The following is a 23,490-nucleotide window of genomic DNA, read 5'->3' as shown; positions in this document are numbered from 1 at the left end:
ATCGCGTGCCTCGTTGTACTCATCGCGTGGTGGCGCTGCTGGCGGTTTTGCTGCTGGCTGCCGCCGCGCTGCCGTTTGTCAATTTCGCCCCGAACCGTCTGGTGTCGGGCGAAGGCCGTTGGCTATGGCAAATCTGGGATTTCCCTCCGCTTATCCTGTTGATTATTCCGGCGCTGTTTTTATGGCTTAGTTGGCTGCCTGGGCGGCTGCCGAGCCTGTTAATTCTGCTGCTGGCCGAAGGTGGCTTTGCGCTCCTGCTGTGGGCGAGCGGCGAGGCCGCGCAGCATCTGGCGCAGATCAGTAGCCCGCTGGCGCGTACCTCGCCGGGGAGCGGGCTATGGCTGGGTTTACTGCTGATGCTGTTGATGTGTAGCGAGGCCATTCGCCGCCTGACGTCGCATGCGCGGTGGCGCTGGCTGCTGAACGTGCAGCTGTGGCTGCTGCCTTGCTGGCTGCTGTGGAGCGGGGCGCTTGATGGCCTGTCGCTGATGAAAGAGTACGCCAACCGGCAGGAGACCTTTAACGATGCCTTAAGTCAGCATCTGACGCTGCTCTGGGGCACGCTGCTGCCAGGGCTGCTGCTCGGCGTGCCGCTCGGCATGTGGTGCTGGCGGCATCCGGGGCGGCAGTCGAGCGTGTTTACTATCCTCAACATTATTCAGACCATCCCTTCGGTGGCGCTGTTTGGCCTGCTGATTGCACCGCTTGCCGGGCTGGCGCAGCGTTTCCCGTGGCTGGCGAATCTCGGCGTGGCGGGAACCGGCTTGGCTCCGGCGCTGATTGCGCTGGTGCTCTACGCGCTGCTGCCCATCGTACGCGGCGTGGTCGCCGGGATGCAGCAGGTCTCAATGCAGGTGCTGGAGAGCGCGGCGGCGATGGGCATGAGCCGCGCTCAGACTTTTCTTCGCGTGCAGTTACCGCTGGCGCTGCCGGTGCTGCTGCGTAGCCTGCGGGTGGTAACCGTACAGACGGTGGGTATGGCGGTGGTGGCGGCGCTGATTGGCGCGGGCGGCTTCGGCGCGCTGGTGTTCCAGGGGCTGCTCAGCAGCGCGCTGGATCTGGTGCTGCTTGGCGTGATCCCGACCATCGCGATGGCGGTTATCGCCGACGCGCTGTTCAGCCTGGCGGGCAGCGTATTACAAGGAGAGAACGATGATTGAATTCTTCCAGGTCAACAAATCGTTCGGTCACCATCCGGCGGTAAAAAACCTCTCATTGCGGCTGGCAGAAGGGGCGTTTTCGGTGCTGATTGGCACCTCCGGTTCGGGAAAATCCACCACCCTTAAGATGATTAACCGGCTGGTGGAGCCCGATAGCGGGACAATTCGTTTTGCCGGGCAGGATATCCGCGAGCAGCCGCTGCTCGCCCTGCGCCGACGTATGGGCTATGCCATTCAGTCGATTGGTCTGTTCCCGCACTGGACGGTGGCGCAAAACATCGCCACCGTGCCGCAGCTGCTGAAATGGCCGAAGGCAAAGGTCGAGGCTCGCATTGATGAACTAATGGTGCTGCTGGGGCTAGAGCCGACGCTGCGCACACGATTCCCGCATCAGCTCTCCGGCGGCCAGCAGCAGCGCGTTGGCGTGGCGCGGGCATTAGCGGGCGACCCGGAAGTATTGCTGATGGATGAACCCTTCGGCGCGCTGGATCCGGTGACGCGTGGCGCACTTCAGCAGGAGATGCGCCGTATTCACCAACTGTTGGGGCGCACCATTGTGCTGGTGACTCATGATATTGATGAAGCGCTACGTCTGGCAGACAACATTATCCTGCTGGACGGCGGCGAGGTGGTGCAGCAGGGTACGCCGCTACAGTTGCTTAGCCAACCGGGCAGCGAATTTGTACGCACCTTTTTTGGCCGTAGCGAGCTGGGCGTACGATTGTTGTCGCTGCGTCAGGTGGCGGACTACGTGCGCCACGGCGAGCAAGCCGAGGGGGAGGCGATTATTGCTACCGCGTCGCTGCGCGATGCGCTCTCCGGTTTTATGGACCAACGGCGCACCGTTTTGCCGGTGGCGGATGAGGCGGGAAGGGCTTACGGCACGCTGCATTTTGCCGACCTGCTACGCGAGGAGCCGAGTGATGCGCCTGGTTCGTGACCCGCTGCTGTGGCTGCTGGCGCTGTTTATCGGGCTGCTGGTGGGCCTGCCTTACAGCGAGCCCCTATTTCACCTGCTGTTTCCCGAGCAGCCGCGCCCGCTCTATCAGCAGGCAGGTTTTTTGTCGCTGACGCTGGCTCATGCCTGGCTGGTGGGGGTTTCGAGCCTGACGGCGATCGTTATCGGCGTGAGTGCTGGCGTGGCGGTAACGCGCCCGGCGGGCAGTGAATTTCGCCCGCTGGTTGAGACGCTGGCGGCAATGGGGCAAACTTTTCCGCCGGTAGCGGTGCTGGCGCTGGCGGTTCCGGTGATGGGTTTTGGTGAAAAACCAGCGATTATTGCCCTGATCCTGTATGGCATTCTGCCCGTATTGCAAGGCACGTTAGCCGGGCTGGCGGCAGTACCGCAGAGTGCGTTGAGCGTGGCAGAAGGAATGGGGATGTCGGGCTGGCAGCGGCTGCGTCAGGTTGAGCTACCGTTAGCGGCACCGGTTATCGTGGCGGGCGTGCGGACCTCGGTTATCGTCAATATCGGCACGGCAACCATCGCTTCCACGGTGGGGGCGAATACGCTGGGCACGCCAATTATCATCGGCCTGAGTGGGTTCAACACGGCCTACGTGGTGCAGGGGGCGATACTGGTGGCGCTGGCGGCGATTATCGTCGACCGCGCCTTTGAACGGTTGAATCGACGGCTCAGCCGACACCTCCGCGCACAATAAATGAATAGCCTGCGAGCATCACGCCGCCAATACCGCTGATGGCCATCAGGGCAAAAATCACGATCGCGGCGAGTTTGGTAGACTTCATGGTGTACTCCTTTTGTTAACCAAAAGATTATACCGCGAAGCCAGCCTGTTAACGAACGATTAATTCGTGGGGAGCGCGAAGGCCACGCCTTCTTCTTGCCAGCAGGCGAGTTGCTGTCGCTGCAAGGCGCTTGGCGACACGCCGCACCAGATAAGCAGCGTCTGGCCGGGGAACAGCTCCGGCTGCACGTGGGTCAGCGTATGAGCCAGCACATCTACGCGCCAGCCCTGCTCGCAGGCGACCCAGCTTTCCAGCCACAGGCGCGTCATATCGGTAACGTTCCAGCCGACCACCAGCGCGTGCGGCCCCGATTTGCGACGGCCGGAGGCGAGATTCAGCGCGATGTCGTTAATCAGTACACCGTCGAGCAACCCCAGCAGCGTTTGCTGGGCAAACTGCGCGCTTTGTAGCCGCTGGCGCAGGGGGTTAAACAGGCAATCGACCAGCGTGCGGGCGCTGTGGTTGCGGCGCAAATCTTTGACCCACAGGCGCAGCGGGTGCAGGTGACCGCTACGCAGATAGCTCAGTACTTTTTCCTGCTGTTCCCGCCAGCCGTCCTGCTGTTCGCTGAGTAGCCCTTTGACTTTCCCGACCTGAACGCCGTTTTCTATCCAGCGCTGGATCTCGCGGATGCGGTCGATATCGTCATCATTGAACAGGCGATGGCCGCCGTCGGTACGCTGCGGCTTCAGCAGCGCGTATCGCCGCTGCCAGGCGCGAAGCGTCACTGGGTTAATATCACAGAGCTGTGCGACTTCACCAATCGTATAAAGCGCCATCTTTTCCTCCGGCATGCGATATCCCATTTATACACTTCATCCTTCAAGCCGCCTCGGCGTTGGCTGCGCTCGCTCACCCCAGTCACTTACTAGAGTAAGCTCTTGGGGATTCACTCGCTTGCCGCCTTGATGCAACTTGAATGATTTTGTGTATAACTTTAGACGGGGATTACCGGCGCAGCCTCCTTTGATTGTTTTTTATCCACTTCGCGACCATGGTGATGGATAAAATGTGATCGGTAGCATTTTTTGCACTTTTTTTGCCAGGTTTCAAAGAAAGTTATGCCAACTGTGTGTATGTTACGCAGTTTTATTTCTGCTGTGGTGAACGGGTATGTACGAGTTTAATCTGGTGTTGCTGCTGCTTCAGCAGATGTGTGTTTTCCTGGTCATCGCCTGGTTAATGAGCAAGACGCGTCTCTTTATCCCGCTGATGCAGGTGACCGTGCGCCTGCCGCACAAGCTGCTGTGCTACGTCACGTTCTCCATTTTCTGTATTCTCGGTACCTATTTCGGCCTGCACATTGAAGATTCCATTGCCAACACCCGCGCGATTGGCGCAGTGATGGGCGGCCTGCTCGGCGGCCCGGTGGTCGGTGGGCTGGTGGGGCTGACCGGCGGCTTACATCGCTACTCGATGGGCGGGATGACCGCGCTAAGCTGCATGATCTCGACCATGGTTGAGGGGCTGCTTGGCGGGCTGGTGCACAGCCTGCTGATCCGTCGTGGTCGCCCGGACAAAGTATTCAGCCCGTGGACGGCAGGGGCGATTACCCTGGTGGCGGAGTTGGTGCAGATGCTGATTATCCTGCTGATTGCCCGCCCGTTCGAAGACGCGCTGCATCTGGTGCAGAGCATTGCCGCGCCGATGATGGTCACCAATACCGTGGGCGCGGCGCTGTTTATGCGTATTCTGCTCGATAAGCGGGCGATGTTTGAGAAGTACACCTCAGCCTTTTCCGCCACCGCACTGAAGGTAGCCGCCTCGACGGAGGGGATCCTGCGTAAGGGCTTTAACGAAGAGAACAGCATGAAGGTGGCGCAGGTGCTGATTCAGGAGCTGGATATCGGCGCGGTGGCTATCACCGATCGCGAGAAGCTGCTCGCTTTTACCGGTATCGGTGAAGATCACCATCTGCCCGGCAAGCCTATCTCCTCACGCTACACGCAAAAAACTATTGAGACCGGCGAAGTGGTCTACGCCGACGGCAACGAAGTGCCGTACCGCTGCTCGATTCACCCCAACTGCAAGCTCGGCTCGACGCTGGTTATCCCGCTGCGTGGTGAGAACCAGCGGGTGATTGGCACCATCAAGCTCTACGAGGCCAAAAACCGCCTGTTCAGCTCCATCAACCGTACGTTAGGCGAGGGGATTGCTCAGCTGTTGTCGGCGCAGATTCTTGCCGGGCAGTATGAGCGTCAGAAGGCGCTGCTGACCCAGTCGGAGATCAAGCTGCTGCACGCGCAGGTCAACCCGCACTTCCTGTTTAACGCCCTGAATACGCTCAAAGCGGTGATTCGCCGCGACAGCGAACAGGCGAGCCAACTGGTGCAGTATCTGTCGACCTTTTTCCGCAAAAACCTCAAACGCCCGTCGGAGATTGTCACCCTGGCGGATGAAATTGAGCACGTGAACGCCTACCTGCAAATTGAGAAGGCGCGCTTCCAGTCGCGGCTGCAGGTGCATCTGGATATTCCCGACGCGCTGGAGCATCAGCAGCTTCCGGCGTTCACCCTGCAGCCGATTGTCGAAAACGCCATTAAGCACGGCACTTCGCAGTTGATGGATGTCGGCGAGATTACGCTGCGGGCCCGCCAGCAGGGCAGGCATCTGGTGCTGGACATCGAAGATAACGCCGGGCTGTATCAACCCAATACCTCGTCCAGCGGGTTGGGTATGAGCCTGGTGGACAAGCGTCTACGGATGCGTTTTGGCGACGAATGCGGGATTGCCGTCGCCTGCGAACCGGACCGTTTTACCCGGGTCACTCTGCGGTTACCTCTGGAGGAGAATGCATGATTAAAGTGCTGATTGTTGATGACGAGCCGCTGGCGCGAGAGAACCTGCGCGTCCTGCTGCAAACGCAGGATGACCTTGAGATTGTGGGTGAGTGCGCCAACGCGGTGGAGGCCATCGGCGCGGTGCATAAGCTGCGCCCGGACGTGCTGTTTCTCGATATCCAGATGCCGCGTATTAGCGGGCTGGAGATGGTCGGCATGCTCGACCCGGAGCATCGCCCCTATATCGTGTTCCTGACCGCTTTTGACGAATACGCGGTGAAGGCCTTTGAGGAGCACGCCTTTGACTATCTGCTCAAGCCGATTGAAGAAAAACGGCTGGAAAAGACGCTGATGCGCCTGCGTCAGGAGCGTGCGGTGCAGGATATGTCGGTGCTGGGTGAAAACCAGCAGGCGCTAAAGTTTATTCCCTGCACCGGACACAGCCGGATTTACTTGCTGCAGATGGATGATGTGGCGTTTGTCAGTAGCCGGATGAGCGGCGTTTATGTCACCAGCGGTGAGGGCAAAGAGGGCTTTACCGAGCTGACGTTGCGTACTCTGGAAAGCCGTACGCCGCTGATCCGCTGCCATCGCCAGCATCTGGTGAACATGGCGCATCTGAAGGAGATTCGTCTGGAGGATAACGGCCAGGCCGAGCTGCTATTGCGTAACGGGCAGACCGTGCCGGTAAGTCGCCGCTATTTGAAGACCTTGAAAGAAGCGCTAGGCTTATAATTCGTGTAGAATTAGCCACCGTATTTTTCATCACCACCGAAGGCACTATGGTCAGTAACGATATTTTACGCAGCGTCCGCTACATCCTGAAAATGAACAACAACGATCTGGTGCGTATTTTCGCGCTGGGCGAAGCCGAAGTCACCGTCGAACAGTTGGCGCCGTGGCTGCGCAAAGAGGATGAGGAAGGCTTCGTACGTTGCCCGGACATTATGCTGTCGTGCTTCCTGAACGGCCTGATTTATGAAAAACGCGGTCGTGACGAGTCCGCGCCAGCGCTGGCGGTGGAACGCCGTATTAACAACAACATCATGCTGAAAAAACTGCGTATCGCGTTTGCGCTGAAAACCGACGATATTCTGGCGATCCTGACCCAGCAGCAGTTCCGCGTCTCGATGCCGGAAATCACCGCTATGATGCGCGCCCCTGACCACAAAAATTTCCGCGAGTGCGGCGACCAGTTCCTGCGCTACTTCCTGCGCGGCCTGGCAATTCGCGAGCACGCCGCGAAGTAATCTCACGTTGTTCCCCGGCGGCGCTGCGCTTGGCCGGGCTACCAATATGTGCGAAACGTAGCCCGGCCAAGCGCAGCGCCGCCGGGAATGAAAACGAAAGACCCATAAAAAACGCTGCCGAAGCAGCGTTTTTTTGTGCAGATTATTTCACCTGCTGGCCAGGTTGTGCACCGTCATCCGGGCTTAACAGGAAGATATCTTTGCCGCCAGGGCCTGCGGCCATCACCATCCCTTCCGAGATGCCGAAGCGCATTTTACGCGGTGCCAGGTTGGCCACCATGATGGTCAGGCGACCAATCAGCGGCTGCGGGTCCGGGTAGGCGGAACGGATGCCGGAGAAGACGTTGCGCTTCTCGCCACCGAGATCCAGCGTCAGGCGCAGCAGTTTGTCGGAACCTTCCACGAACTCGGCGTTTTCAATTAGCGCCACGCGCAGGTCAACTTTGGCGAAATCGTCAAAGGTGATGGTTTCCTGAATCGGGTCGTCCGCCAGCGGGCCGGTGACCGGGGCTGCGGTTGCTTTCACTTCTTCTTTCGACTCTTCCACCAGCGCTTCCACCTGTTTCATTTCAATACGGTTGTACAGCGCCTTGAAGGTGTTGATCTTGTGGCCCACCAGCGGCGTGTTGATAGCATCCCAGCTCAGTTCGGTGTTGAGGAACGCTTCGGTACGCGCTGCCAGTTCAGGCAGAACCGGCTTCAGCCAGGTCATCAGCACGCGGAACATGTTCAGGCCCATGGTGCAGATAGCCTGCAGGTCGGCGTCGCGGCCTTCCTGTTTTGCGACAACCCACGGTGCCTGCTCGTCAACGTAGCGGTTAGCCACGTCGGCCAGCGCCATGATTTCACGGATGGCTTTACCGAATTCACGGCTTTCCCACGCTTCGCCAATGCTTGCTGCCGCGTCGGTGAAGGTTTTGTACAGCTCAGGGTCAGCCAGTTCAGCGGACAGCACGCCGTCGAAACGCTTAGCGATAAAGCCCGCGTTACGGGAGGCCAGGTTCACCACCTTGTTGACGATGTCGGCGTTAACGCGCTGGATGAAGTCTTCCAGGTTCAGGTCGATATCATCGATACGGGAAGAGAGCTTCGCCGTGTAGTAGTAGCGCAGGCTATCGGCATCGAAATGCTTGAGCCAGGTGCTGGCTTTAATGAAGGTGCCGCGAGACTTGGACATCTTCGCGCCGTTCACCGTCACATAGCCGTGCACGAACAGGTTGGTCGGCTTGCGGAAGTTGCTGCCTTCCAGCATCGCTGGCCAGAACAGGCTGTGGAAGTAGACGATATCTTTACCGATAAAGTGATACAGCTCGGCGGTAGAGTCTTTCTTCCAGTATTCGTCGAAGCTTACGGTGTCGCCGCGCTTGTCGCACAGGTTCTTGAAGGAGCCCATGTAGCCGATTGGCGCATCCAGCCAGACGTAGAAATATTTGCCCGGCGCGTTCGGGATTTCAAAGCCGAAGTACGGCGCATCGCGGGAGATATCCCACTGCTGCAGGCCGGATTCAAACCATTCCTGCATTTTGTTTGCTACTTGCTCCTGCAGCGCGCCGCTGCGGGTCCACGCCTGCAGCATTTCGCTGAAGGACGGCAGGTCAAAGAAGAAGTGCTCAGACTCGCGCATCACCGGGGTCGCGCCAGACACCACGGATTTCGGCTCGATAAGCTCGGTTGGGCTGTAGGTCGCGCCGCACACTTCGCAGTTATCGCCGTACTGATCCGGTGATTTACATTTCGGGCAGGTGCCTTTAACGAAACGGTCCGGCAGGAACATGCCTTTTTCCGGATCGTACAGCTGAGAGATGGTGCGGTTTTTAATAAAACCGTTCTCTTTCAGGCGACCATAAATCAGCTCGGACAGCTCGCGGTTCTCGTCGCTGTGCGTCGAGTGGTAGTTGTCATAGCTGATGTTAAAGCCCGCAAAATCAGTCTGATGCTCCTGACTCATTTCGGCAATCATCTGCTCTGGGGTAATACCCAGCTGCTGTGCTTTCAGCATGATTGGCGTGCCGTGGGCATCGTCCGCGCAGATGAAGTTAACCTCGTGGCCGCGCATTCGCTGGTAACGGACCCAGACATCAGCCTGGATGTGCTCCAGCATATGGCCGAGGTGGATGGAGCCGTTGGCGTACGGCAGCGCGCACGTTACCAGAATCTTCTTCGCGACTTGAGTCATAGTGGGTATTACTTCTTCTGTTTTAAAAAAGGGGTTTTGATATTACCAAAAGGGTAGAGGGTGTGCCATATATGGATGCCGCTTACCTGTGGTAGACTTAGGCGTACTGAAAGCATGTTAAAACAACAAAGGAGTCGGGATGAACTCAGAATCCCAGGCCAAATCACCTGAACGTCTACGTGCGATGGTGGCCGGTACGCTGGCAAACTTCCAGCACCCCACCCTTAAGCACAACTTAACGACGCTGAAAGCGCTGCACCACGTCGCCTGGCTTGACGATACCGTGCACATCGAACTCCAGATGCCGTTTGTCTGGCACAGCGCCTTTGAAGAATTAAAAGATCAAACCAGCGCTGAACTGCTGCGGGTGACCGGGGCGAAAGCCATCGACTGGAAGCTGTCACATAGCATCGCCACGCTGAAGCGTGTGAAAAATCAGCCGGGCGTGAACGGCGTGAAAAACATTATTGCCGTCAGCTCCGGCAAAGGTGGGGTGGGGAAATCGTCCACCGCCGTAAACCTGGCGCTGGCGCTGGCCGCGGAAGGGGCGAAAGTGGGCATCCTCGATGCCGACATCTATGGCCCGTCTATCCCGAACATGCTGGGCGCAGAAAACCAACGCCCAACCTCGCCGGACGGCACCCATATGGCGCCGATTATGGCCCATGGCCTCGCCACCAACTCCATCGGCTATCTGGTGACGGACGACAACGCCATGGTGTGGCGCGGCCCGATGGCCAGCAAGGCGTTGATGCAGATGCTGCAAGAGACGTTGTGGCCGGATCTCGACTACCTCGTGCTCGACATGCCGCCGGGTACCGGTGATATCCAGCTGACGCTGGCGCAGAACATTCCGGTGACCGGGGCCGTGGTCGTCACCACGCCGCAGGATATTGCGCTGATCGACGCCAAAAAAGGCATCGTGATGTTCGAGAAGGTGGAAGTGCCGGTGCTGGGTATCGTGGAAAACATGAGCATGCACATCTGCAGCAATTGCGGTCACCATGAGCCTATTTTTGGCACCGGTGGCGCAGAGAAGCTGGCGGAGCAGTATCACACCCAACTGCTGGGGCAGATGCCGCTGCACATCAATCTGCGAGAAGATCTGGATAACGGTACGCCAACGGTTATCGCGCGTCCGGACAGTGAATTCACTGAGATTTATCGCCGACTGGCGGGGCGCGTTGCGGCGCAACTCTACTGGCAGGGCGAAGTGATTCCGGGCGACATCGCGTTCCGCGCGGTGTAACGAGGGAAGAAAGAGGCCGGGCGCATCAGTGATGCGCCCGGCCTTTATTCATTAACGGTGGTAGAAAATCTCGCCGTCGTAGATTTTGCTGATGGTGCCGTCGGTATCGCTAATCTGTACATAGTTACCGCCCATGTACGTCCAGCGGGTGCCTGCATCCGGCGCTGGCAGGTTACGCTGCTGCCACTGCGTGATGTTGTACTCCGGTGTCAGGTACATCGCAGGCGCTTTGTCGCCAATCTTGAACTGCGTGAAGTCGGCAGTGAACTCTTGCAGTTCAAACTGCTTAATTCCCGTTGCCGGTGCAGCCCATGCTGCGCTCGCCGTCGCCAACAGTACGCCCAGAAGCATCATTTTTGTTTTACGCATACTATCCCCACATTATCCTGGATATAAAATTGCAGCTCCGTATGATTCCTGATGCGCGGCCTGAATGGCAAGCGCTGCTTTCTTAAAAAGTGTAAGCAAACCGCGACTATTCGGTTTTGAGGACTATTCTGGCACTCGCGACTAAGGACCCTTTCATGTTCAGGCTGGAAGATTTATCTCTGTTCGTGCGCGCCGCCGCGCTGAACAGCTTTAGCGATGCGGCGCGCGAAGCGGGCATCCCCCCGGCGCAGGTCAGTTCGGCCATCAAACGGCTGGAAACCGCGCTTAACGTTCGCCTGTTTGCTCGCTCAACGCGCAGTCTGCGCCTGACGGCGGAAGGGGAGACCTGGCTGCCGTTTGCCGTACAGATGCTCGATGCGCTGCAAAATGGGCTGCAAAAGATACATACCCCAGACGATGAGGTGCGCGGCACGCTGCAAATCGCTGTGCCGTCCGACCTCGGCCGTAACCTGCTGCTGCGGGTGTTCCGCCAGTTCCGCGAGCGTCACCCGGCACTGCGCCTGCGTATTCTGTTTTCCGATCATCGCACCGATGTGTTTAAAGACCCGGTCGACGTGGCGTTTCGCTACGGTGAGAACGACGATGCTTCGTTTGTCTCCCTGCCGGTCGCAGCAGAAAACCGACGCGTGGTGGTGGCCTCGCCCGACTGGATTGCCCGTCACGGCGAACCCCAGACGCTGGCCGACCTCGAAAAATGTAACGCGTTGACCTACGTGCTGCGCGGCAGGCCGTTTGACCGCTGGCCACTCAGTCTTGACGGCGTGGAGCACAGCGTGCAGGTTTCCGGTAGCATCACCAGCGATGATGCGGAAGTGATCCGCCGTCTGGCGGTTGCCGGAGAAGGGATTGCGTTTAAATCAGGGCTCGACGTTAGCGACGACCTGCGGGAAGGGCGACTCAAGGTGCTGCTGCCGCACTATCTCGGCGACCGGGTGCCGCTGAATATGATCTGCCCACACCGCAAGCAGCTCTCTGCGGCGGTGCGGTTATTGTATGAGGCGGTGAAAGCGGAGTGTGCGGCGAAACAGTCTTAACTGCCGTTGCGCTGGATACCTGAGCGGGTGGTGCCCACCGGCTCGGGTAGGCAATAACCGCTAAATCACCGTTATTGCGCCGTCGGTTTCAGTATCCCGCCCGTCGATTTGTTATTTTCTAAATATTGATGTTGGAAAATACACATGCGGATCGTGTTGCGGTATTCACCGTTCACGAAGAACTCATGGATTAATTCTCCCTCCTGGATAAAACCAAGCTTACGGTAAATATGAATCGCTTTGGCGTTCTCTTTATCGACGATGAGATAGAGCTTATAGAGATTCAGTACGGTAAAGCCGTAATCCATTGCCAGCTTAGCAGCACGGGTCGCCAGGCCTTTACCCTGATATTCCGGCGAGATGATAATCTGAAACTCAGCCCGGCGGTGAATATGGTTTATTTCGACAAGCTCCACCAGGCCCGCGTTATTGCCATTAAACGAAATGACAAAACGGCGTTCGCTCTGATCGTGGATGTGTTTATCGTAAAGATCGCTCAGCTCAACAAACGCTTCATAGGGTTCTTCGAACCAATAGCGCATCACGCTCGCGTTATTATCGAGTTGATGGACAAAGCGCAAATCTTCGCGTTCCAGGGGTCTTAGTTTAATGTCTGATGGTTCTGGCATAATATTTTCAGCCTCTTGGTAAACTGGAAATATATTATCTGCTTGCGGTGGGCGTCATCAAGATTTGAAAAAAATTACAATTAATTCAGTGTGGTAAGCCTGCATGCTTTGCCTCATCAGGCGAAGATGTTCGCCTGATGAGGCAGAAGAGTTAGTGCTTCACCAGCGTCGCGAAGTAGTACACCAGCGGTACCGCCAGCACCCACAGACCAATGGGGATTTCACGCCATTTTCCAGCGATGGTTTTAATCACGATAAAGAACAGCAGGCCACCGGCAATTCCGGTACCGAAGCTGTTGGCAATCAGGGTGATCATCACCATCATCAGCACCGGCAGGCCGTCGGTGAAATTACCGAGGTCAACCTTACGCAGGCCACTGAACATATTCAGCCCGATCAGCATCAGCGCAGGGGCGGTCGCTTCTTTCGGGATCATCAGCGCCACCGGCGTGAACAGCAGCATCAGCAGGAACATCACCGCTGCCGCCAGCGCCGTCAGGCCAGTTTTACCACCAGCTTCCGCTGCCGCCGAGGATTCAATCAGCGCGGTGGCCGCCGGAATGCCAAGCCACGGACCGATAGCGGCGGCAATGGAGTCCACCATAAACGGGCGGTTGATGTGCGGCATGTTGCCTTCTTTATCCAGCAGACCCGCTTCGCCGCCGACTGCCAGCGTGGTGCCCATGGTGGAGAAAAACTCAGAGGCGAAAAAGACGAACAGGAACGGCAGGAAGGCGATATTCAGCGCGCCCAGCATGTCAACGTGACCGAGCACTGGCGTGAGCGAATGCGGCATATCGATAAAGCTGGCGGGGAGATGCGTCACGCCCGCCGGGATGCCAACCAATGTCGCGAACAGAATTGCCCAGAGAATCGCGCCGGGAATACGGCGAGCCTGCAATGCGATCGCCAGGAACAGGCCGCATAGCGCAACCAGCGCGCCGGAGGCCATAAAGTCACCCAACATCAGCGAGTTGGTTTTGGCGTTCGCCAGTACCAGACCGGCATTACGAAAACCTAACACGGCGACAAACAGGCCGATTGAAGCGGTGAGGCCGAGCTTAATCGACTGCGGGACCGAACGGGTCACTACTTCGCGCAGGCCGAATTTGGTCAGCAGGAAGAAGAGAATGCCCGACCAGCAGGCGATGCCGAGGCCAATCTGCCAGCCAATACCTTCGCTGCCTGCCAGCGTCACGCCGACCAGCACCGAACCGCCAATACCCGGGCCGACGATAAACGGCAGGTTAGCGTAGAACGCCATCAGCAGCGTACCGCCAACGAACACTAAAATGGTGCCGGTGGTGGCCGCACCTTTATCCATTCCCCCTACGGCCAACAGGCCTGGGATCACCACCAGAAGATAGGCGGCGGCGAGAAACCCGGTGACGCCTGCCAGGCACTCGGTACGCAGCGAACTGCCGCGGGAAGACAATGCAAAACGTCGCTCAAGCCAACTCCCAGCGGTTGGCGTTTGAAGGGTGTTATCGGCCATGGTGTGGCGCTCCCGTGATTATTGTTGTGATGTGTGTTCCGGCGTTTCCCGGCAATCCAGTACGGGGTCGACTATCTGGCGCGTCGTGCCGTCGGTCAGCCCTAAATCGGTTAAATGCGGCCCGGCGTTGCAGGCAAGACAGGTGCCCTCAATCGCCTTAAAGACGCGGTACGGCGGCTCCCAGTCGGCTATCTCGGCGCTTAGGTCGCGCAGCTGGCGGAACTCGGCGGCCAGCGTATGCGCCGGTTTGTCGGAGAGCATGCCGGCAATCGGCATCGCCACGTGGGCCAGAATGCCGCCGTTTTGCGCCAGCGCCATGCCGCCGCCGGAGGCGATCAGCTGATTGGCCGCCAGCGCCATATCTTCGGCGCTGCGCCCCAGCACCACCAGGTTGTGGGAGTCGTGCGAGTAGCTGGTGGCAATCGCGCCACGCAGCTCACCCCAGCCTTCCAGCAGGGCAATCTGCGGTTTAGCTTCATGGCGGCCGTGGCGGTGCTTCACCCAGATCAGGCTGAAGCCCGTTGGGATCTCGACCTCGCCGTTGCGGATCTGTACGTCGATTTCGCCCCATTGAGTAAAGCGCGCGCCGCGGATGTGGCGCAGACGGGCGGTGCCGTGCTGGATATTGCCCACGCGCAGCGCGAAATCATCAGCCTCAAGCGGGGAGAGGCGCAGGGTATTACGCGGCGGCGTGACCCCAACGGCTGCGGTCAAGGTGCTTAGCAGCTTGCCGTCGCGGGCAATCTGCTTCCCGGCGACGTACACCGCACGGGCGTTGAGTTTTTCCAGCGAATCGAACACCACCAGGTCGGCGCGGCGTCCGGCGGCAATCAGCCCAAGGTCATAGCGCTGCAGGCGAATGGCGGCGTTCAGCGTGGCGAAGCGCAGGGCATCGGTCGCTGGCAGACCATGTTCAATCAGCAGGTTCAGCAGGGCGATAATGCCGCCTTTTTCCAGCAGCATGTCCGGCGGCACATCGTCGGTGCAGACGGTAATTTGTGAAGAGAGATGCGGCAGCGATTTCAGCGCCTTGACGATATCCGGCAGCAGGTAAGGGTGCGAGCCGCGAATCTCAAGGGTCAGACCGGCGCGCAGCTTCTCAAGCGCGTCGTCGGCGGAGGTCAGTTCGTGATCGGAGGTGACGCCTGCGGCAAGATAGGCCTGTAGATCGGCACCGCTCAGGCCGCGGGCGTGGCCTTCAATCAGCTTGCCGCTGTTGAGCCCCGCCTGCACGATCTCCTGCATCCGGCAGCTGCCGTGCAGCACGCCGTGCATATCCATCACTTCCGCTACGCCGCGCACTTCCGGCCAGCCCAGCATGGTTTCCATTTCGGCACCGGCAAAATCGGCCCCGGACATCTCCAGCCCCGGTGTAGACGGCACGCTGGACGGTGCGGCGACCATCACCTGCAGAGGCAGATGACGACTGGCTTCTACGGCATAGCGAACGCCCGCCACGCCCAGCACGTTTGCCAGCTCATGCGGATCCCAGAATACGGCGGTGGTGCCCTGTGCCAGTACGATCTCCGCGTAGCGCTCCGGCGGCAGATGTGAACTTTCGAGGTGAACGTGGGTGTCCATCAGGCCTGGAGAGAGGTAAACGCCGGGCAGGGAGTGATGTTCCAGCGTGTCGCTGCGGCTGCCGCGCGGGTGGACGCTGGCAATCATATCGCCAACGATACCGACATCGGCTTCGCGAATTTCACCGGTCGCCATATCGACAACGTTGGCATCGGTGATTAAAAGATCAAACGGGGACTCGCCACGTGCGGCCTGAACGGCGCGGCGGCGGTTTTCAGCATTGCTGGACATAACAACTCCGGCACAGGGATAATGCGTGCTACTTTAGGGGCAGAGCAAACGGTTGCCCAGATGATTAAATTTATCACCCGATAACTTCAGCTTATTGTGCGTGATAGCCACGAGTGAAGCACACCATGACCGACCCCTGGCAGCGATTGCCTGCGCTCTCGCTTAAACAGTTGCAGTATTTTGTCACGCTGGCGCAACTGCGTCACTTTACCGATACCGCCAACCGGCTGGCGATTAGCCAACCGGCGCTGAGCAGCGCTCTGCGTCAGATTGAAACGGTGCTGGGCGGTAAGCTGGTCAACCGTACCGCCTCGGCGGTGACGCTGACCGAGCTGGGCGCGGCCATTTTGCCGCATGCCCAGCGGGTGCTGAGCGTGGCGCAGTTGGCGTTTCACGATATGCAGCAGATTGTGGAAGCGGGCGGTGATGGTACGGTGCGCATTGGGCTGGTGCCGTCGGTCAGTTCGCTGCTGTTTCCGCTGTTACCCGAGGCGCTAGCGCAGGCATTTCCGCGCCTGCGCGTCGAGTTTCTCGATCGCACCAACGATGCCCTGGCGCGCGATCTGCAAAGCGGGCACATTGATTTTGGCGTGGGGGCTATCGACAGTTCTCTGCCCGCAGAATTGCAGGTTTTTCCGCTGCGTGAAGACCCGCTGGTGGCGATACTCCACGTGGACGACCCGCTGGCCGGGCAGCCGCATTTGCCGTGGAAACAGCTGGCAGGGCGCGATATTGCCGTGTTCTCAAAAGGAAACATTCAGCGTCTGGTTGGCGCGCTGGTGGAGAGCCAGCGATTGACGCTCAATACCCGTTATCAGGTTGATTATATTGAAACGCTGTACGGGTTGGTGCGTTCACGCTTAGCGGTGGGGATCCTCCCACAGCTGTACACTACCCATCTGCAGGATACGGCGCTGCGAGTCGCGCAGCTTCAGCAGCCGGAGTTAACGCGTACCGTCGCGTTAATGCGTGGCCCGCAGACGCTGCCGCCGCTTATCGAAGCCTGCTTCACATTGCTGTTAAAAGCGCTTCGCGATACCCCATAGCCCGGCCGAGCAAAGCGACGCCGGGAAGACGCCGCCCAATAAAGAAATAAGGAGGCCAAAGCCTCCTTAGCGAATTACTTCTGGGTAACGGTCAGCATCCCGTTATCGCGGCCATGGGTTTTATTCCATGACGCACTTTCAATACCGTCGGCATTCATGCTGACGGAAATAACATATCCTGCACCATGAATTTCATAGAAATTAGCGTTAACACGCTTAACCACCGCTTTCTTACCGTTGATGGTCGCGGAGAAGAAGCCGTTTGACAGGGTTGCTTTCAGGACGTTGGAAGAGAGAGTGGCTTCGCGCATTGGATCCGCGACGTGCGCGGCCTGAGCGTGCTGCTCGACGTCTTTGCTACGGGTAGCGTTTGCCGCGTTAGCGTACGCCGCCGTCATTGCCGCATTGTTAATGCTCTGCTGGCGGTTCTGCTCGGATAAATAGCAGGTGTCTTTAGAGACGCCCTGTGCTTCGCAGGATGCCATGCGCTGTGCCGGGGAGCTGCAACCTGCCAGCGCTGCGGAACCGACCAGAACGGCTAACACCATCATTTTTGCTTTCATCATTAACCTTTTTTCTTATTAACCAATACACAATATTTAACCGGAATGATTATTTAATCACTTCCGTTATTACCAACAAACGTTAAAAGTATAAGTGCAGTCTGAATTATTCGTGGTTACAGTCAATGCTTACCGTTGATAGGGTATTGTTAAATACCGTACCAAGAAGCACGCCTGTTGCCACCAGTGCCATAGAGGCAATGGCGTAAGCAAGAATGAGTTTTATCATCGGTCTTTATTTTTATAGAACGGCTATCGTCATTATTGTTTACGTTGTACCAAAAAAGAAAACCGGCAGCAGTGCCACGGACACTCGATTCTCTTCTTTCGTAACGCAAAGCAACTATCAACTAAGATGGCTAAGTGAATATTGATTTAGATCATGCATAGAATCGGAAGGGAAGAGGGGTAATGACTCCAACTTATTGATAGTGTTTTATGTTCAGATAATGCCCGATGACTTTGTCATGCAGCTCCACCGATTTTGAGAACGACAGCGACTTCCGTCCCAGCCGTGCCAGGTGCTGCCTCAGATTCAGGTTATGCCGCTCAATTCGCTGCGTATATCGCTTGCTGATTACGTGCAGCTTTCCCTTCAGGCGGGATTCATACAGCGGCCAGCCATCCGTCATCCATATCACCACGTCAAAGGGTGACAGCAGGCTCATAAGACGCCCCAGCGTCGCCATAGTGCGTTCACCGAATACGTGCGCAACAACTGTCTTCCGGAGCCTGTCATACGCGTAAAACAGCCAGCGCTGGCGCGATTTAGCCCCGACGTATCCCCACTGTTCGTCCATTTCCGCGCAGACGATGACGTCACTGCCCGGCTGTATGCGCGAGGTTACCGACTGCGGCCTGAGTTTTTTAAATGGCGGAAAATCGTGTTGAGGCCAACGCCCATAATGCGGGCGGTTGCCCGGCATCCAACGCCATTCATGGCCATATCAATGATTTTCTGGTGCGTACCGGGTTGAGAAGCGGTGTAAGTGAACTGCAGTTGCCATGTTTTACGGCAGTGAGAGCAGAGATAGCGCTGATGTCCGGCAGTGCTTTTGCCGTTACGCACCACCCCGTCAGTAGCTGAACAGGAGGGACAGCTGATAGAAACAGAAGCCACTGGAGCACCTCAAAAACACCATCATACACTAAATCAGTAAGTTGGCAGCATCACCGCCGCTGCGATTCAGAAATTTGTTGCCGATAATAAAAATAATAGCCAGCGTGACCTCAATGGCGTGCAGTTCTATAGCAACCTTAACTTAGATTACTGGAATAATATTCAACTGCTCTCGTCGGTATTTAACGCCCCTGAATATAAAAATATTCCAGTGGTATTAGCCGGCTCGGATGCGCATACCGGTTGGGCGAACCAGGCGATGCTACGACAGGCTAATCTGACCGATGAGATGCTGAGTCAAGCCGACCCAGGAATTAAAGCCGGGACCGGATTAACAGCCGATGGAAAAATTAACGGATTTGTCGCGGAAGGCGCATGGGACTATGTGCTCAATGCTATTCCTCCTGTCGATGATAATAAAATTGCTCAGGGGATCCTCGCGGGAACCAAAGAGATGAACAGCGTGGGTATCACGGCGTGGATGGACCCCATCAGCAACGTCCGCCCGCTGGCACCGGTGTTTAATGCCCATCCCGGCCTGCACGATGAGGGCTTACTGCCGGCTTACACCACGCTTGCCGCAGAAGGTAAGCTCAATGCCCACGTGACCGGCCTGGCGCTGGTGAATATTCACGCCACGCCAGCGGCCATTGATAACGTGGTGGCGCTGAGAGCGAAGTTTTCCCACACGCCAGACGTGCGCCTCGGCGGGATAAAGATTTTCCAGGATGGGGTGATCGAATATCCGGCCCAGACGGCAAAACTCAGCGAGGCCTATCTTAATCGACCGGGCTACAGCGGCGATAACACCCTGGATAAAGCCCAATTCTGCCAGCTCATTGCCAAAGCGGATGCGGCGCATCTGATTGCCCATTTCCATGCCATCGGCGACCGGGCCGTCTCTGAAGCGCTTGATGGTATTGCCTGCGCTCGTCAGCAGAACGGCAATAGTGGCGTCATGCACAGCATTACGCATCTTGAAGTGGTCAGCCCGCAAAGCCTGCCTCGCTTCCAGCAGTTGAACGTGGCGGCATCCATGCAGCTATTGTGGGCCGGCAAGGATGCGGCCTCGACCACCTTAATTGACGGTAAAGTGCCGGCGCCGTTGTTGAAAAACCTCTACCCGGCGGGAGATTTATACCGCCATCACGCGCTGATTGCCGGTGCCAGCGACTGGCCAGTCTCCAGCCCGAACCCGATGCTGGCGATTTACACGGCGGTGACGCGCATGGGCGAGTTGGGAGAGCTGCCGCCTGCCAGTGAAAAAATGCACCGCGAGGCGATGCTACAGGCCTACACCCTGAACGCTGCCAAAGTGATCGGGCGGGATAAAGAGATTGGTTCAATTGAACCGGGGAAAAGCGCTGACTTTGTGCTGTTTGACCGTAATCTGGAAACGGTGAGTATCGATAAATTGCAGGATGCCAAAGTGCTGTGGACCATGTTTGAAGGGAAACAGGTTTATCAGGCGCAATAAAATAAATAATTAACCACTGTTATTATATGGCCTTCGAAAGGCGGCCCTATATTAAAATATAGGCCGTCTTTACCCTCATAAAAAGCAACGTTACTAGCTTACAAAAGCTCAATTCAGCCCTGGCGGATAACGCCTCTCCATTATATCTCCAATACCTTAGTGCTTTTTTAGCATCGTCACGTGGCGTTTTCTGATTGTATAGTAAACTGCGGCTGTACTATATTTAACCTTTGCTATAGTGCTTATGGGCGACGGTTCTCAAAAGTAGTCGCACTCATTCCTATATTCAGGCCTGACTTTCTCTATGGAATCGAATTCTCACGCACCGTTGAGCAGTTTTATCGATCTCATGATGGACGCGGTTTTTGCCGTTGACGCCCACGCCAATATCATTTTTGCCAGTGCGTCCTGCGAGCGTATTTTTGGCTATACGCCGAAAGAACTGATTGGCCGAAACATGTTCGAGATGATGCTGCCGGAAGACCGGGAATTAACCCGGAATTCGATAGTTGACGTGATGTCGGGTAATCCTCAATTTCATTTCGAAAACCGCTATGTCCACAAAAATGGGCAGGTCCTGAATATCATGTGGTCGGCGCGCTGGTCGCCGGCCGATCAATTACGTATCGGCGTGGCCCGCGATATCACCGAGCGTAAACGTTCCGAATTGCTCCAGTCGGTGCTTTATGCCATTTCTGAAGCCGCACATACCGCCGAAGATCTGCTCAAACTATTCCAGCGTATTCATGAGATCGTCGGCACGCTGCTACCGGCCGATAATTTCTCGGTGACGCTCTATGATGAAAAAACGTCCCAGCTGAGCTTTCCGTATCATGTCGATGAATTTCAGCAAACCCCGGAGCCGTTCACTCTGATCCCAGAGACGTTTTATGCGGAAGTTATCCATACCGGCCAACCTCTGCTGCTCACGCCTGAAACGATGGCAGGGCGCCTCGAGGAACTACGCAGCTCCTTTGGCCCTAATCCATTCTGCTGGTTGGGGGTGCCGCTAAAATCGCATAAAGGCACTATCGGCGCGTTGGTGCTTAAAAGTTATCCGGGCGGCGTGTGCTACAACCAACAGGATCAAGAGCTGCTGCAGTTTGTGTCGACGCAAATTGCGACGGTGATTGAACGCCAGCAGATGCAGGCCCGATTGCAGCATATGGCGCAGTATGACCAACTCACCGATCTGCCAAATCGCGGCCTGTTGTACGATCGCCTGAAAACAACGCTGGCGAGGGTACGCCGCGAAGATGGACAACTGGCGCTGCTGTTTATCGATCTCGATAAATTTAAGCAGGTGAACGACACGCTGGGCCACAGCATGGGCGATCTCCTGCAGCAAGAGACCGCCGTGCGTCTAACACGGTGTGTACGTGAATCGGATACCGTCGCGCGCATTGGCGGCGATGAGTTTGTGATATTGATTCAGGGAACGTTGTCGCCTGAACATGCGGCGCGGGCCGCTCAAAAAATTGATGACGCGTTCCACACGCCTTTCAGCCTTCAGGGCCATATATTGACCATCGAACCCAGTATTGGGATCGCCTGTTATCCAGAGCATGGCAGCGATGAGCGCCAGCTTCTCGACTATGCCGACAAGACGATGTATTTAGCGAAACAGGGTAAAGCTCAGCGGCGAAATTACGGATAAGTCATCAGTCGCGTAATGCTGCCCGCTCAACGTATGGGCTTGTTTGTCGTGCATCCTGCTGGCATTATTGCGGGCAGCCATTAATGAAATGTTAATCGCCACTAATTGATTTAAATGACTCGGGGTGCCCTTCTTTACGAAGGCTGAGAAAGACCCGTACCACCTGATCTGGATAATGCCAGCGTAGGGAAGTCAGAGACCATATGGTCATTGCTTCTTCGCGTTTTGGCAGGAGCAAACCATGCAAGCCGACCTGCTAAGTCCCGCGCAATTCGCGCATACCGCACACCTTCTGCAGCAACATTCTCCCCTTGTTCACTGTATGACTAACGATGTCGTGCAGACCTTTACCGCCAATGTGCTGCTGGCGCTCGGCGCATCGCCAGCAATGGTCATTGATGCCGGAGAAGCCGGGCAGTTCTCGGCTATCGCCAGCGCATTATTGATTAACGTCGGCACCTTAACTCAGCCGCGCGCGCAGGCGATGCGGGCGGCGGTTGAAAGCGCGAACCGGGCGGGAACGCCGTGGGCGCTCGATCCGGTGGCGGTGGGCGCGTTGACGCTGCGCAGTGATTTCTGCCGCGAACTGGTGCAGATGACCCCGGCGGCGATTCGTGGCAATGCCTCAGAAATAATGGCGCTGGCCGGTGAGAGCCAGGGCGGGCGTGGCGTGGATACCACCGATACCGCTGCGGCGGCGCTGCCGGCGGCGCAGAAACTGGCGCGCGCAAGCGGGGCGATTGTTGCAGTGACCGGCGAAGTTGATTACATCACCGACGGTGAACGAACGCTGGCGGTGAACGGTGGCTCTCCATTGATGACCCGCGTGGTTGGCACCGGCTGCGCGCTCTCGGCCGTCGTGGCGGCGAGCTGTGCTTTGCCGGGCGACCGGTTGCTGAACGTCGCGGGAGCCTGCGCGGTGATGAAGCGGGCGGGGCAGATTGCTGCGCAGGGGCGAGGGCCGGGCCGTTTTGTTCCTGCGTTTCTTGATGCCTTGTATGTGATGCACGGGGAGGTAGCGGCATGAAGCGTATCAATGCACTGACCATTGCCGGTACCGATCCTAGCGGCGGTGCGGGCATTCAGGCCGACCTGAAAACCTTCTCGGCGCTTGGTGCCTACGGCTGTTCTGTTATCACCGCACTGGTGGCGCAGAACACCCGTGGAGTGCAGTCGGTCTACCGGATTGAACCCGACTTTGTTGCTGCGCAGTTAGATTCCGTGTTCAGCGACGTGCGCATCGATACCACCAAAATCGGCATGCTGGCGGAGACGGATATCGTCGAGGCGGTGGCCGAGCGACTGCAACGCTATCATATTCAAAACGTGGTGCTGGATACGGTGATGTTGGCCAAAAGCGGTGACCCGCTGCTTTCCCCATCTGCCGTTGAAACGCTGCGCCAGCGCCTGCTGCCGCAGGTGTCGCTGATCACGCCAAATCTGCCGGAGGCCGCGGCGCTGCTCGATACGCCGCATGCTCGTAACGAGCATGAGATGCTGGAACAAGGCAGGGCGCTGCGGGCGCTCGGCTGCGAAGCGGTGCTGATGAAGGGCGGCCATCTTGATGATGCGGAAAGCCCCGACTGGCTGTTTACCGCCGAAGGCGAAATGCGCTTCACCGCGCCGCGCGTGATGACCAAAAACACGCACGGCACCGGCTGTACGCTGTCGGCCGCGCTGGCGGCATTGCGACCGCGCCATGCCAACTGGCAGGAGACGGTGCCGGTCGCCAAAGCCTGGCTGTCGCAGGCGCTGGCGCAGGCCGACACCTTACAGGTAGGCGAAGGTATTGGGCCGGTACACCATTTCCACGAGTGGTGGTAGCTGTCCGGCTGACGTGCCAGTTGGTTGTGCTTAAAATCTGCCAAAAGTTGGACATTCCACGCTCCCGGTACCAGGCTTA

Annotated in this window: 21 protein-coding genes, 1 pseudogene and 1 riboswitch; of the genes and pseudogenes, 13 read left to right on the top strand and 9 right to left on the bottom strand. The window is 57.4% G+C overall.

Annotated elements, in window-relative coordinates; translation table 11 throughout:
- Window positions 1-5: 5 nt before the first annotated feature.
- The 3 genes from FHC49_RS07360 to FHC49_RS07350 are packed head-to-tail and all read left to right on the top strand — an operon-like array spanning window position 6 to window position 2,821.
- Entirely contained in the window at window positions 6-1,160 is a 1,155-nt protein-coding gene (locus tag FHC49_RS07360) for an ABC transporter permease (protein WP_220439414.1), read from the top strand.
- Window positions 1,153-2,100 carry an ABC transporter ATP-binding protein gene (locus FHC49_RS07355; protein WP_220439413.1) on the top strand — a complete coding sequence of 316 codons (948 nt, stop codon included), beginning with the start codon at window positions 1,153-1,155 and terminating at the stop codon, window positions 2,098-2,100. The genes FHC49_RS07360 and FHC49_RS07355 overlap by 8 nt, the downstream gene beginning before the upstream one ends.
- The gene (locus FHC49_RS07350; RefSeq protein WP_220439412.1) at window positions 2,084-2,821 is read left to right on the top strand and encodes an ABC transporter permease; all 738 of its coding nucleotides are present in this window, start codon (window positions 2,084-2,086) and stop codon (window positions 2,819-2,821) included. Before FHC49_RS07355 ends, FHC49_RS07350 begins: the two co-directional genes overlap by 17 nt.
- Here the strand turns inward: FHC49_RS07350 and FHC49_RS07345 are convergent.
- Together FHC49_RS07345 and FHC49_RS07340 are read right to left on the bottom strand one after the other, a co-directional pair.
- Window positions 2,796-2,909, bottom strand: coding sequence for a protein YohO (locus FHC49_RS07345; RefSeq protein WP_185666941.1), 114 nt, complete (start codon window positions 2,907-2,909; stop codon window positions 2,796-2,798). The genes FHC49_RS07350 and FHC49_RS07345 overlap by 26 nt on opposite strands.
- Window positions 2,910-2,968: 59 nt before the next feature.
- Window positions 2,969-3,688 carry a MerR family transcriptional regulator gene (locus tag FHC49_RS07340; protein ID WP_220439411.1) on the bottom strand — a complete coding sequence of 240 codons (720 nt, stop codon included), beginning with the start codon at window positions 3,686-3,688 and terminating at the stop codon, window positions 2,969-2,971.
- A gap of 334 nt (window positions 3,689-4,022) precedes the next feature.
- Between FHC49_RS07340 and FHC49_RS07335 the strand changes: the two genes are divergently transcribed.
- From FHC49_RS07335 to FHC49_RS07325, 3 genes are read left to right on the top strand one after another with little or no spacing between them, the layout of a single operon-like run.
- The gene (locus tag FHC49_RS07335; RefSeq protein ID WP_185666943.1) at window positions 4,023-5,708 is read left to right on the top strand and encodes a sensor histidine kinase; all 1,686 of its coding nucleotides are present in this window, start codon (window positions 4,023-4,025) and stop codon (window positions 5,706-5,708) included.
- Complete coding sequence (btsR, locus tag FHC49_RS07330; RefSeq protein WP_185666944.1) at window positions 5,705-6,424, top strand: two-component system response regulator BtsR; 720 nt, start codon at window positions 5,705-5,707, stop codon at window positions 6,422-6,424. The genes FHC49_RS07335 and btsR overlap by 4 nt, the downstream gene beginning before the upstream one ends.
- 47 nt (window positions 6,425-6,471) lie before the next feature.
- Complete coding sequence (locus FHC49_RS07325) at window positions 6,472-6,939, top strand: DUF1456 family protein (RefSeq protein WP_185666945.1); 468 nt, start codon at window positions 6,472-6,474, stop codon at window positions 6,937-6,939.
- A 142-nt stretch (window positions 6,940-7,081) separates the two neighbouring features.
- On the opposite strand, the gene metG is transcribed toward FHC49_RS07325, so the two are convergent.
- Window positions 7,082-9,115 (bottom strand): methionine--tRNA ligase, encoded by a 2,034-nt coding sequence (gene metG / locus FHC49_RS07320; protein ID WP_220439410.1) that lies wholly within the window; start codon window positions 9,113-9,115, stop codon window positions 7,082-7,084.
- Between the two features lie 139 nt (window positions 9,116-9,254).
- Between metG and apbC the strand changes: the two genes are divergently transcribed.
- Window positions 9,255-10,364, top strand: a complete 1,110-nt coding sequence (gene apbC / locus FHC49_RS07315) for an iron-sulfur cluster carrier protein ApbC (protein WP_185666947.1) — start codon at window positions 9,255-9,257, stop codon at window positions 10,362-10,364.
- A gap of 51 nt (window positions 10,365-10,415) precedes the next feature.
- Here the strand turns inward: apbC and FHC49_RS07310 are convergent, their stop codons facing one another.
- Window positions 10,416-10,733, bottom strand: a complete 318-nt coding sequence (locus FHC49_RS07310; RefSeq protein WP_185666948.1) for an RcnB family protein — start codon at window positions 10,731-10,733, stop codon at window positions 10,416-10,418.
- A gap of 155 nt (window positions 10,734-10,888) precedes the next feature.
- Here FHC49_RS07310 and FHC49_RS07305 point away from each other — a divergent pair, with 155 nt between their 5' ends.
- Window positions 10,889-11,788, top strand: a complete 900-nt coding sequence (locus FHC49_RS07305; protein ID WP_220439409.1) for a LysR family transcriptional regulator — start codon at window positions 10,889-10,891, stop codon at window positions 11,786-11,788.
- Between the two features lie 71 nt (window positions 11,789-11,859).
- Here FHC49_RS07305 and speG read toward each other — a convergent pair whose 3' ends face one another.
- From speG to FHC49_RS07290, 3 genes and pseudogenes are all read right to left on the bottom strand, one after another.
- Window positions 11,860-12,417 carry a spermidine N1-acetyltransferase gene (gene speG, locus FHC49_RS07300; RefSeq protein ID WP_185666950.1) on the bottom strand — a complete coding sequence of 186 codons (558 nt, stop codon included), beginning with the start codon at window positions 12,415-12,417 and terminating at the stop codon, window positions 11,860-11,862.
- Window positions 12,418-12,568: 151 nt separating this feature from the next.
- The gene (locus FHC49_RS07295) at window positions 12,569-13,912 is read right to left on the bottom strand and encodes an NCS2 family permease (protein WP_220439408.1); all 1,344 of its coding nucleotides are present in this window, start codon (window positions 13,910-13,912) and stop codon (window positions 12,569-12,571) included.
- Between the two features lie 17 nt (window positions 13,913-13,929).
- A pseudogene (locus tag FHC49_RS07290) lies at window positions 13,930-15,724 on the bottom strand (adenine deaminase); the annotation flags it as partial.
- 125 nt (window positions 15,725-15,849) lie between these two features.
- Between FHC49_RS07290 and FHC49_RS07285 the strand changes: the two are divergent.
- Window positions 15,850-16,770: a LysR family transcriptional regulator gene (locus tag FHC49_RS07285; RefSeq protein ID WP_185666953.1), complete on the top strand. Its 921-nt coding sequence runs from the start codon at window positions 15,850-15,852 to the stop codon at window positions 16,768-16,770.
- A 74-nt stretch (window positions 16,771-16,844) separates the two neighbouring features.
- On the opposite strand, the gene FHC49_RS07280 is transcribed toward FHC49_RS07285, so the two are convergent.
- Window positions 16,845-17,336: a hypothetical protein gene (locus FHC49_RS07280; RefSeq protein ID WP_370631757.1), complete on the bottom strand. Its 492-nt coding sequence runs from the start codon at window positions 17,334-17,336 to the stop codon at window positions 16,845-16,847.
- Window positions 17,337-17,755: 419 nt separating this feature from the next.
- Window positions 17,756-18,453, bottom strand: a protein-coding gene (locus FHC49_RS07275; RefSeq protein WP_095033700.1) for an IS1-like element IS1B family transposase whose coding sequence is annotated in 2 segments (ribosomal slippage) — window positions 17,756-18,204 and window positions 18,204-18,453 — 699 coding nt in all. Because the reading frame shifts where the segments join, the coding sequence is not laid out codon by codon here.
- Window positions 18,454-18,571: 118 nt separating this feature from the next.
- Between FHC49_RS07275 and FHC49_RS07270 the strand changes: the two genes are divergently transcribed.
- The 4 genes from FHC49_RS07270 (at window position 18,572) to thiD (ending at window position 23,411) form a co-directional block, all read left to right on the top strand.
- A complete protein-coding gene (locus tag FHC49_RS07270) occupies window positions 18,572-19,930 on the top strand; it encodes an amidohydrolase (protein WP_370631756.1) in 1,359 nt (452 codons plus the stop codon).
- A gap of 304 nt (window positions 19,931-20,234) precedes the next feature.
- Complete coding sequence (locus tag FHC49_RS07265; RefSeq protein WP_220439406.1) at window positions 20,235-21,587, top strand: bifunctional diguanylate cyclase/phosphodiesterase; 1,353 nt, start codon at window positions 20,235-20,237, stop codon at window positions 21,585-21,587.
- A 110-nt stretch (window positions 21,588-21,697) separates the two neighbouring features.
- Window positions 21,698-21,794: riboswitch (TPP riboswitch) on the top strand.
- A gap of 34 nt (window positions 21,795-21,828) precedes the next feature.
- Window positions 21,829-22,614, top strand: a complete 786-nt coding sequence (gene thiM / locus FHC49_RS07260) for a hydroxyethylthiazole kinase (protein ID WP_220439405.1) — start codon at window positions 21,829-21,831, stop codon at window positions 22,612-22,614.
- The gene (gene thiD, locus FHC49_RS07255) at window positions 22,611-23,411 is read left to right on the top strand and encodes a bifunctional hydroxymethylpyrimidine kinase/phosphomethylpyrimidine kinase (protein ID WP_220439404.1); all 801 of its coding nucleotides are present in this window, start codon (window positions 22,611-22,613) and stop codon (window positions 23,409-23,411) included. Before thiM ends, thiD begins: the two co-directional genes overlap by 4 nt.
- Window positions 23,412-23,490: the final 79 nt, after the last annotated feature.

It is taken from the genome of Kluyvera sp. EC_51 (assembly GCF_019584505.1).
GTDB lineage: Bacteria > Pseudomonadota > Gammaproteobacteria > Enterobacterales > Enterobacteriaceae > Kluyvera > Kluyvera sichuanensis.
Note: the sequence above shows the minus strand (reverse complement) of the source record. Positions and strands in the feature narration are given on the sequence as shown.